General features: G+C 70.5%; 11 protein-coding genes and 1 pseudogene. 8 read left to right on the top strand and 4 right to left on the bottom strand.

Annotated elements, in window-relative coordinates; genetic code table 11:
- The 3 genes and pseudogenes from ABTZ59_RS28470 to ABTZ59_RS28460 all read left to right on the top strand — a co-directional run.
- A partial coding sequence (locus tag ABTZ59_RS28470; protein ID WP_351419363.1) for a DEDDh family exonuclease occupies positions 1–799 on the top strand: 799 nt, incomplete at its 5' end.
- Between the two features lie 111 nt (positions 800–910).
- Positions 911–1,144 carry a metallothionein gene (locus ABTZ59_RS28465; RefSeq protein WP_111586429.1) on the top strand — a complete coding sequence of 78 codons (234 nt, stop codon included), beginning with the start codon at positions 911–913 and terminating at the stop codon, positions 1,142–1,144.
- A gap of 61 nt (positions 1,145–1,205) precedes the next feature.
- Positions 1,206–1,502 (top strand): annotated as a pseudogene (locus ABTZ59_RS28460) (SURF1 family cytochrome oxidase biogenesis protein); the annotation flags it as partial.
- A gap of 50 nt (positions 1,503–1,552) precedes the next feature.
- On the opposite strand, the gene ABTZ59_RS28455 reads toward ABTZ59_RS28460, so the two are convergent.
- The 3 genes from ABTZ59_RS28455 to ABTZ59_RS28445 all read right to left on the bottom strand — a co-directional run bounded on the left by ABTZ59_RS28455 (position 1,553) and on the right by ABTZ59_RS28445 (position 3,585).
- Complete coding sequence (locus ABTZ59_RS28455) at positions 1,553–2,353, bottom strand: SAM-dependent methyltransferase (protein ID WP_351419359.1); 801 nt, start codon at positions 2,351–2,353, stop codon at positions 1,553–1,555.
- Positions 2,354–2,484: 131 nt separating this feature from the next.
- A complete protein-coding gene (locus tag ABTZ59_RS28450; protein ID WP_030350290.1) occupies positions 2,485–2,721 on the bottom strand; it encodes a DUF397 domain-containing protein in 237 nt (78 codons plus the stop codon).
- Positions 2,722–3,585: a Sco1979 family transcriptional regulator gene (locus ABTZ59_RS28445; protein WP_351419356.1), complete on the bottom strand. Its 864-nt coding sequence runs from the start codon at positions 3,583–3,585 to the stop codon at positions 2,722–2,724.
- Between the two features lie 208 nt (positions 3,586–3,793).
- Between ABTZ59_RS28445 and ABTZ59_RS28440 the strand changes: the two genes are divergently transcribed.
- The 3 genes from ABTZ59_RS28440 to ABTZ59_RS28430 all read left to right on the top strand — a co-directional run bounded on the left by ABTZ59_RS28440 (position 3,794) and on the right by ABTZ59_RS28430 (position 6,033).
- Entirely contained in the window at positions 3,794–4,267 is a 474-nt protein-coding gene (locus tag ABTZ59_RS28440) for an ATP-binding protein (protein WP_351419353.1), read from the top strand.
- Complete coding sequence (locus ABTZ59_RS28435) at positions 4,261–4,692, top strand: hypothetical protein (protein ID WP_351419351.1); 432 nt, start codon at positions 4,261–4,263, stop codon at positions 4,690–4,692. Before ABTZ59_RS28440 ends, ABTZ59_RS28435 begins: the two co-directional genes overlap by 7 nt.
- 93 nt (positions 4,693–4,785) lie before the next feature.
- Complete coding sequence (locus tag ABTZ59_RS28430; protein WP_351419349.1) at positions 4,786–6,033, top strand: ROK family protein; 1,248 nt, start codon at positions 4,786–4,788, stop codon at positions 6,031–6,033.
- Positions 6,034–6,134: 101 nt separating this feature from the next.
- Here the strand turns inward: ABTZ59_RS28430 and xylA are convergent, their stop codons facing one another.
- Complete coding sequence (xylA, locus tag ABTZ59_RS28425) at positions 6,135–7,304, bottom strand: xylose isomerase (RefSeq protein WP_351419345.1); 1,170 nt, start codon at positions 7,302–7,304, stop codon at positions 6,135–6,137.
- 201 nt (positions 7,305–7,505) lie between these two features.
- Here xylA and xylB point away from each other — a divergent pair, with 201 nt between their 5' ends.
- Complete coding sequence (xylB, locus tag ABTZ59_RS28420; RefSeq protein WP_351419342.1) at positions 7,506–8,981, top strand: xylulokinase; 1,476 nt, start codon at positions 7,506–7,508, stop codon at positions 8,979–8,981.
- Between the two features lie 105 nt (positions 8,982–9,086).
- The gene (locus tag ABTZ59_RS28415; protein WP_351419338.1) at positions 9,087–9,821 is read left to right on the top strand and encodes a Clp protease N-terminal domain-containing protein; all 735 of its coding nucleotides are present in this window, start codon (positions 9,087–9,089) and stop codon (positions 9,819–9,821) included.
- Positions 9,822–9,867 lie beyond the last annotated feature (46 nt).

Genomic DNA, 9,867 nt, shown 5'->3' with positions numbered 1-9,867 from the left:
CCCGGAGCGCGATCCGGGACCCGTGTGGATACACGGTCTGACGAGCGAGGTGCTTCAGGGCGCGCCGCTGTTCGCGGACATCGCCGAGGAGTTCGCCACCCGTCTGGACGGCCGGGTGCTGGTCGCGCACAACGCGGTCTTCGACTGGCAGATGATCGCGCGGGAGTACGCGCGCGCCGAGCGCCGGGCGCCGGTGCGCCAGCGGCTGTGCACCATCGCGCTGTCGAAGGAGCTGGGGCTGCCGCTGCCCAACCACAAGCTGGAGTCGCTCGCCGCGCACTTCGGCGTGGTGCAGCAGCGGGCGCACCACGCGCTGGACGACGCGCGGGTGCTCGCGGAGGCGTTCCGGCCCAGCCTGCGGGCCGCGGCGGCGGGCGGCGTACGACTGCCGCTGCTGGAGTGCCGCCCGCTGACGGAGTGGTCGGACGCGCCGGTGCCCCGGCAGCCCTCCCCCGGCTACGGCGGCTACCGTCCCGGCAGTTGGCGCCCCTCCCGCAAAAAGCCTGTATGCCCCTATCCCAACCCGGGCCGCTATGAAGACGGCAAACCTCTCAAACAGGGCATGCGGGTGGCGTTCTCCGGTGACACCTCCACCGAGCGGGAGCTGCTGGAGGACCGGGCGACCGAATGCGGGCTGCACGTGGCGTCCAGCATCTCCCGGCTGACCAGCCTGCTGGTGACCAACGACCCCGACTCGGGCACCTCCAAGACGGTCAAGGCCCGGCAGTTCGGCACGCCCGTCGTGGACGAGGCCGCGTTCGGGCAGCTGCTGCGGGACGTCGAGCCCGCGGACGAGTGAGACGACGGGACACCGGCCTCACGGACGGGTGATCGTACGAAAGGGTGATTGACGCACGACTCACCCGGCGACCGCTCGCCCGGGCACCCGCGACGGATCACCCTGTGGCCCATGGCGAGATGCGAAGTCTGCGGCAATGACTACGGAATGACCTTCGAGGTCCACGCCCAGGGCGCGGTCCACGTCTTCGACTGCTTCTCCTGTGCGATCCATCGCATGGCCCCGATCTGCGAGCACTGCCGGGTGCAGATCATCGGGCAGGGCGTGGAGGTGGACGGCCACTGGTACTGCGGCGCGCACTGCGCCCGCGCGGAGGGCCGTACGGGGGTCGTCGACCGGGTGTGACGGCCGGCCGGGCGCCACCGGGCGGGACCCGGTACCCGCCGCACCGCACCCCGCGGCCCGGATGTACCGTCGTGGGGTGCATCGCTACCGCTTCCTGTTGTCCCTCCAGTGGGTCATCCTCACCATCGTCGCGATCGCGCTGATCCCGACGATGATCAAGCTGGGTTTCTGGCAGAAGCACCGCTACGAGGAGCGCACCGCGCGCAACGACCTCGTCTCCTCCGCGCTGCACGCCGAGCCGGTCCCCGTGGAGCAGCTGTCCTCCCCCGGACACGCCGTGACCCGGACCGAGAGGTACCGCACCGTCACCGCGACCGGCACCTTCGACACCGCGAAGACGGAAGTGGGGGGGCGCCGGGCCCCCCCCCACCTTTTTTTGGGGCGCCCCCCCCGCGCCCCCGTTACCGGTTACAGCTTGCGTGCCACGGCCGCGTACCCCGGGACCGGCTCGTTGCCGGGGACCGGCACGACCTCACCCAGCTCCGGACGCCAGTCGGCGGCCAGTGAGACACCGGGCTCGACCAGATCGAGCCCGGTGAAGAACGCGGCGAACTCGTCCCGCGAACGGAGGGCCAGGGTCAGACCACGCTGCCGGTACAGCGCACGGGCCTGGTCCGAGCTCTCCCGGTCGAAATCGCCCGTGGCGTGGGAGACGACGAGATAGCTGCCGGAGGGCAGCGGGTCGAGCAGTCGGCGCACCAGCTCGTACGCGCCGTCCTCGTCCGAGACGAAGTGGAGCAGCGCGACGAGCGAGAGCGCGACCGGACGGGTGAGGTCCAGGATCTTTCCCGCGGCCTCGATGATGCTCTCCGGCTCGCGCACATCGGCCTGGACATACTCGGTGACGCCCTCCGGAGCGCTGCGCAGCAGCGCCTCGGCGTGCCGGAGGACGATCGGGTCGTTGTCCGTGTAGACGATCCGGGAGTCGGGTGCGACCTCCTGGGCTATCTGGTGGAGATTGGGCTCGGTGGGGATGCCCGTACCGATGTCGAGGAACTGGCGCACCCCGCCCTCGGTGCCGAGCCAGCGGGTGGCGCGGTGCATGAACGCCCGGTTGACCCGGGCCATTTCGGGTCCCCGGGCGTCCAGCGCGAGAAGCTGCTTCGCCATCTCCTCGTCCACCGGGTAATTGTCCTTGCCGCCGAGGAACCAGTCGTACACCCGGGCCGGATGCGGCCTGGTGGTGTCGATCGGGTCATGCCCGGTCATGTGCGCTCCATGAGTCTCAGGTCAATGAGTCGTCGATGAGTGGAGAGGTACAGCTGTGGAGATGCGGAGAGGGGAAGAACGGGAAAGCGGAGGGGTCGAGCGGGTTCTGCTGAGCGGGACCGGCTGAGGGATCAGGTGAGCAGGAAGTCCGCCTGGCCCGACTTGGCGCCCTGGATGAAGGCGGCGATCTCGTTGGTGGTGTAGATCAGTGCGGGGCCGTCAGGGTCGGCGGACTGGCGCACAGCGACTCTGCCGTCGGCCAGCTTCATGGCCTCGATGCAGTTGCCGCCGTTACCACCACTCCACGGCTTGTGCCAGCCTTCGGCGCCGAGGTCGGCGGCGGGCATGCCGTTGTATATGGGATCCATTCACAGCTCCTTGCGGACATCCTTGAGGATCTCCTTCGTGCGTTGTGCAGTTGCGGCCTGGGCCGCCATCCGGTCCATGACCTCCAGGTGGGTGGCCACTTCGGGACGAGCATCGAGATAGACGGCACCGGTGAGGTACTCGCTGTAGACCATGTCCGGCAGCTCCGGTTCCGCGAAACGGAAGATCACGAACGGCCCGTAGGTACCCGGGTGGTGTCCGGTCGAGAATTCCGCGATCTGTAGGGTCACATGGGACAGGGCGGTGGCTTCGAGCAGCCGGTCGATCTGTTCCCGCATGATCTCCGGGCCCTCACCCACCGGGCGGCGCAGCACCGTCTCATCCATGATCACCCAGAATTTGGGCGCGTCCGCACGGGTCAGGAGCGACTGGCGTTCCATCCGGAGCGCCACATGGCGCTCGATGTCCTCCGGCTGCGCCTGTCCCACCGCTCCGGCGTTCATCACGGCGCGCGCGTAGCCCTCGGTCTGGAGCAGCCCGGGGACGAAGTGCGGCTCGTACGCTCTGAGCAGCGCGGCGGACCCCTCAAGGCTGACATACATGCTGAACCAGTCGGGCAGGATGTCGTGGAACCGCTGCCACCAGCCCGGCTTATTGGCTTCCTCGGTGAGTTCGACGAACGCGTCGGTCTCGTCCTCGGGGATCCCATAGGCCCTGAGCAGCACCTGCACATAGGGGATCTTGAGAGCGACCTCGGCCGTCTCCATCCTGCGTATGGTCGCCGGTGCCACGCGCAGGAGCTTGGCGGCCTCCTCGCGCTTCAGACCGGCACGCTCACGCAGATCTTGCAGGCGTCTGCCCAGTACGACCTGTCCCACGGTCGGGGCGGACCGCGGCTCGCTCACTTCTGGGTCCTCCCCACGCACGGTTGACAGCAGTCTGCCATGACTCTTCCACGAAGAACACGGCACTCTGAAAAATTCAGAGTGCTACTTGCCAAGTGTCCTCGGCGGGTGGAGAGTGGATCGGTGAACCAGTTCACGCGGTTGTCGCGCTCTGCCACGGGAGAGGTCTTGCGCGCGAACGCTGCTCCCCCACCGTTAGGAATCGGTCGTGGCACCTGGTAACGCGCTCACCCCCCGGCTCATAGCCCTGTGCCCTGGCAACGTTGTCCGCCGTTACGGGTTCCAGTTGCCTGCTCACGCCGAGTCCGTCTGTCGCGCGAGACGGCTGACCAGCGACCGTCTCATCACCTGGGGCGTGGACGAGGAGTCCCGCGAGACCGCGGTACTCGTCGTGTCGGAGCTGGTCACCAACGCGGTGGTGCACGCGGCGGGCGACCATGTCATCTGCGAGATACGGCAGAGCGGCGGAAGGCTGCGGATCGCCGTGGAGGACCAGGGGTACGGACCGACGGGGCCGCAGCTGCACCGCACCGAGGAGGGCGAGGCCGAGGGCGAGGGCGGCCGCGGACTGTTTCTCGTCGAATCCATATGCAGTGGCTGGGGAGCCCACGACACCTCGGGATACGGACCCGGGCGGGTCGTCTGGGCGGAACTGTCACACGGAGCGGAGCAGTCATGCTGAAGACCGCGCTACAGCGCCTTTCGCGCGGCCTGCGCACCGAGCCATTCCCCGGTCACGTACAGCTGCCATTGCCGCCGGCCCTGCCCGCCTCGCTGGGGTGCGACGCCGTGGGGATCCCGGCGGAGCACGGCTTCCGGCTGATGGCGCGGCTGCCGAGGAAGGGCTGTATCTTCGCCGACGCCGACTGGTGGTGGTGGATCGTTCCGGCGGGCTCCGATCTCGATCTGACCTGGCCCTCCCCGGCCCGCTATGTAGCGGGGACGACCGTACCGGCGGCGCATCCCCGGCTGATCCACTGGCCGGATGACCCCACGCCGTACACCCCGCCGATCCCCCTCTATCTCATGGTCTGCCAGCTCACCGGCACGGCCCCGTCCTGGACGCCGGACGGCACGGCGGGGACGGTACCGGCACAGCGGGGATAGCCGGTGCCCCGGGGTGGGGACCGACTGATCGACCGGTCGGCCTGGCGCTCCGCTCCCGCCACCGCGGGCCGATCACATAGGCTCGTCTGCGAGATGAACAACAACCACACTTCCCTCGGCCCGAAGGCCGACAAGGAGACCGTGCGCCGGCACAATCTGAGCCTCGTGCTGCGAGCGGTACGGGACGAGGGCGAGGCGACCCGGGCCGGTGTCGCGGCGCGCGTGGGCCTGACCCGGGCGGCCGTGTCGTCCCTGGTCGAACAACTGCTGGACAGCGGGTTCCTCTCCGAGTCCGGCAAGACGTTCAGCGGCCAGGCCGGGCGTCCCGGCACCGTACTGAAGGTGACGCGCACCGGACCCGCGGGGATCGGCGTCGAGATCAATATCGACTATGTGTCGGTGTGTGTGGTCGACCTCTCCGGCACCGACCGGGTCCGGCTGACCGAACACCTCGACAACCGGGGCTCCCGGCCCACCGATGTGCTGGCCCGCTGCGCCAGGATCGCCGCTCGCACCCTGGAGTCCGCCGCCCAGCAGGACTTGCTGCCGGTCGGGGTCCAACTCGCCCTGCCGGGGCTGGTGTCGGGCGGCACGGTCCGCCAGGCCCCCAACCTCGGCTGGAACCTCGTCAGCGCCGACGAGCTGTTCGCCGCCGCGCTGGCCGAGCTGCGCCCCGAACTGCCCCCGCTGCCGGTGAGTTCGGAGAACGAGGCCAATCTCGCGGCGCTGGCGGAGCTGTGGTTCGGCGAACTCGGCCCGCTCCGCACCTTCCTTTATCTGACGGGTGAGATCGGTGTCGGCGGCGCGCTGGTGCTCAACGGCGAACTGCTGCGCGGGGCCCATGGGTTCGCCGGGGAGATCGGCCATGTGGTCGTCGATCCGGAGGGTCCGCTGTGCCGTTGTGGCTCCCGGGGATGTCTGGAGCAGTACGCGGGCCAGTCCGCGCTGCTGCGGGCGGCGGGGATCGACGAGAACGCGGGGGTGCCGGGCGTGGCCGAGCTGGAGCTGCGGGCGAGCGCGGGCGACCCGGGGGCCGTCGCCGCCGTGGAGCGGGCCGGGCGGGTCCTCGGCCGGGTGCTGTCGGGTGCGGTGAATCTCTTCGATCCGGACGCGGTCGTGCTCGGCGGGATCTACCGGCAGCTGATGCCCTGGCTCTCGCCCGCCGCCGACCGGGAGCTGACCGCCCGGGTGGTCTCGGGCCTGTGGGAGAGCGACAGCGGGCGGCTGCGCGGGTCCTCCTCGGCGGGCGACGCGGCACGCGGCGCGGCGGCTCTGGTCGTCCAGGCGGTACTGGCCGATCCGGTGGCATACGTACACCGCGAGGCACGCGGTACGGGCTGACGTACGCTCCGAGGCGCGCGGTACGGGCTGACGTACCCTCCGAGGCGCGCGGTACGGGCTGACGTACGCCCGTACCACGCGCCCGCGGTCCGGCCCCGCCGTCAGCGGACGCCGAGGAGGTGGTCCATGGCGAGCTGGTCGAGGTGCTCGAACGCCATGCCCCGCGCGGCGGCGGCGTCGACGTCGAACTCCTCGTAGGCGGCGCGGTCGGCCAGCAGCGCGGTCACGCCCTCGGGCGCGGTGGGCTGCGCCAGTTCGTCCACGCGGGAGGCGCGCAGCGCCTCCTGGACGAGCGGGTCGGCGCGGAAGGAGGCGGCGCGCTCCTTGAGGATCAGATAGTTGCGCATACAGCCGGCGGCGGAGGCCCACACCCCGTCGATGTCCTCGGTGCGCGGCGGCTTGAAGTCGAAGTGCCGCGCACCCTCCCAGCCCGCGTTCTCCAACAGGTCGACCAGCCAGAAGGCGGCGCGCAGGTCGCCGGCGCCGAACCGCAGGTCCTGGTCGTAGCGGGTGCCGTGCTGGCCGTTGAGGTCGATGTGGAAGAGCTTGCCCGACCAGAGCGCCTGGGCGATGGCGTGCGGGAAGTTGAGCCCGGCCATCTGCTCATGGCCCACCTCGGGGTTGACGCCGAACAGATCGGGGCGCTCCAGGCGGTCGATGAACGCGAGGGCATGGCCGACGGTGGGCAGCAGGATGTCGCCGCGCGGCTCGTTGGGCTTGGGCTCGATGGCGAACCTGAGGTCGTAGCCCTGCTCGACGACATACTCGCCGAGCAGGTCGAACGCCTCCTTCATCCGGTCGAGGGCAAGGCGTATGTCCTTGGCGCCGCCCGACTCGGCGCCTTCTCGGCCGCCCCAGGCGACAAAGGTCCTGGCGCCCAGTTCGGCCGCGAGGTCGACATTGCGCAGCACCTTGCGCAGGGCGTAGCGGCGGATGTCGCGGTCGTTCGCGGTGAAGCCGCCCTCCTTGAAGACGGGGTGGGTGAAGAGGTTGGTGGTGACCATCTCGACCGTGATGCCGGTCTCCTCGGTCGCCTGCCTGAACCGCTTGATGTGCGCTTCGCGCTCCGCCTCCGTCGAGCCGAACGGAATGAGGTCGTCGTCGTGGAAGGTCACACCCCATGAGCCAAGATCCGCGAGTCGGTGAACCGATTCGACGGGATCCAGCGCCGGGCGGGTCGTGTCGCCGAACGGGTCCTTGCCCTGCCAGCCCACCGTCCAGAGACCGAAGCTGAACTTGTCCTCGGGGGTGGGTGTGAAGCGTTCCGTCATGACTCTGGCCGCCTTCGATACCTCAGGTCCGGCACGTGCCGACCTTATTTGTTATCTGACATGACTAATAATGCACGGGTATGCGGGTGCGCAAAAGCCCCCGCACGCCCATGGACACAGGATGATGATCGTCGGCACGGTTCCCGTGTGTCAGGCCATCGCGTAATTTGTTTCCCCGACGCCCAATCTGGAGGTACGCCCATGTCGCGGAACCCGGTCGTGATCGGCGTGGACAGCTCCACCCAGTCCACCAAAGCGGCCTTCACGGACGCCACCACAGGCCGGCTGCTCGCCGTGGGCCGCGCGCCACACCGGGTGACCGGGGAGGGCGGCGCCCGGGAGACGGATCCCGAGGTGTGGTGGAACGCGCTGCGCGAGGCGGTCGCCGCCGGCCTCAAGGAATCCGGGGTGGACGCCTCGGTCGTGACCGGCATCGCCGTCGCCGGGCAGCAGCACGGTCTGGTGGTGCTCGACCGCACCGGCCGGCCGCTGCGCCCCGCCCTGCTCTGGAACGACACCCGCTCGGCCCCGCAGGCCGCCGCGCTCACCGAGGCCCTGGGCGGCCCGGACGCCTGGACGGCGCGCACGGGCTCCGTGCCGGTGGCCTCGATGACGGCCTCGAAGTGGCAGTGGCTGCGGGAGAACGACCCCGCCATCGCGGAGGCCACGGCGGCCATCCGGCTCCCCCACGACTTTCTCACCGAGCGGCTCTCGGGCACCGCGGCCACCGACGCCGGTGACGCCTCGGGCACCTGCTGGTACTCCACGGCCACCGGAGAGTACGACCCCGAGCTGCTCGCGCTCCTCGGTCTCGACGCCGATCTGCTGCCCGCCGTCGCCGCGACCGGCGCGGCGCGCGTCGGCTCGCTCACGGCGGGCTCGGCGGCGGAACTGGGCCTGCCCGCGGGCATCGCGGTCGCCGCGGGCACCGGCGACAACATGAGCGCGGCCGTCGGTCTCGGCTTCGGCGGCGCCGGACTGCTGGACCATCCGGTCCTGAGTCTCGGCACCTCGGGTACGGTCTTCGCCGCCACCCGCACCCGCCCCGGCTCCGCCGCGCTCGCCGGGTTCGCCGCGGCGGACGGTACGTATCTGCCGCTGGCCTGCACGCTCAACTGCACGCTCGCCGTCGACAAGGTGGCCTCGCTGCTCCGGCTCGACCGGGAGGACGCGGTACCGGGCGGCGAGGCCGTACTGCTCCCCTATCTGGACGGCGAGCGCACCCCCGATCTCCCCGCCGCCTCGGGTCTGCTGACCGGGCTGCGCCATGACACCAGCCCCCAGCAACTGCTGGGCGCCGCCTACGAGGGCGCGGCCGTCACCGTACTGCGCGCGCTGGACGAGGTACTGCGCGCCTGCGGCCTCGATCCCGCGTCCCCGGAGGCGGCGGGCCGGCCGCTGCGCCTGGTCGGCGGCGGTGCGCAGGGCCGGATGTGGGTGGACACGGTCCGCAGGCTCTCCGGCCGCCGGGTGATCGTCCCGACGAGCGGTGAACTGGTCGCGCTGGGCGCCGCCGCGCTGGCCGCGGGCGCGGCGACGGGCGAGGACCCGATCTCGGTCGCCACCTCCTGGCGGACCGGCGAAGGAACCGAACTGCCCCCGGTGGAGCGGGACATGGAGACCTGGGAGCGCGTGGGAGCGGTACTGGACCGGGCGGCGACGAGTCTGCTGAGCTGAGCCACGGCGCGCACGATCACGGGACGGAGGATTCGGCGCGCCCACCCCCACCCCGGCGTCAACCACAGGTTGACACGCGTCCGACTGTCAACCTAGGGTTGCCTCATGGCGAAACCCACTCAGGTAGACAATCCCGTCCGTCTCGACGACCTCATCCAGGCGATCAAGAAGGTGCACGGAGACGCCCTCGACCAGCTCCAGAGCGCCGTCGTCGCCGCTGACCATCTCGGCGAAGTGGCCGATCACCTCATCGGCCACTTCGTCGACCAGGCCCGCCGCTCCGGCGCCTCCTGGACCGAGATCGGCAAGTCCATGGGGGTCACACGGCAGGCCGCCCAGAAGCGGTTCGTGACAAAGGACGAGCCGGTGTCCGACGCGAACCAGAACTTCGGCAGGTTCACCCCACGGGCCAGGAGCGTCGTCGTCGCGTCCCAGAACAAGGCCCGCGAAGGCGGTCACCCGCAGATCGGCACGGAGCATCTCGTGCTCGGCCTGCTCGACGACCCGGAGGGGCTGGCCGCACAGGTACTCATCGCCCAGGGCGTACAGCTGGATACGGTCGGGGCCGCCGCGACCGAGGCGCTGCCGGAGCCCTCCGGTGAGACCGTGCCCGACCTCGTGCCCTTCGACGCGCGGGCCAAGAAGGCCCTCGAACTCACCTTCCGCGAGGCACTGCGGCTGGGACACAACTACATCGGTACGGAGCACCTGTTGCTGGCTCTGCTGGAGCAGGAGGACGGCGTGGGCGTGCTCAGCGGCCTCGGCCTGAGCAGGGCGGGCACCGAGGAGCACGTGTCGGCCGCCCTGAGCACGATCGGGGAGAAGTTCCAGGGGCAGTAGTGGCGCACCGGCCCGCCCGCGCCCGGCGGGCGGGCCCTCACGGCGG

The sequence above is a fragment of the Streptomyces sp. NPDC094034 genome (assembly GCF_040303865.1).
Lineage (GTDB): Bacteria > Actinomycetota > Actinomycetes > Streptomycetales > Streptomycetaceae > Streptomyces.
Note: the sequence above shows the minus strand (reverse complement) of the source record. Positions and strands in the feature narration are given on the sequence as shown.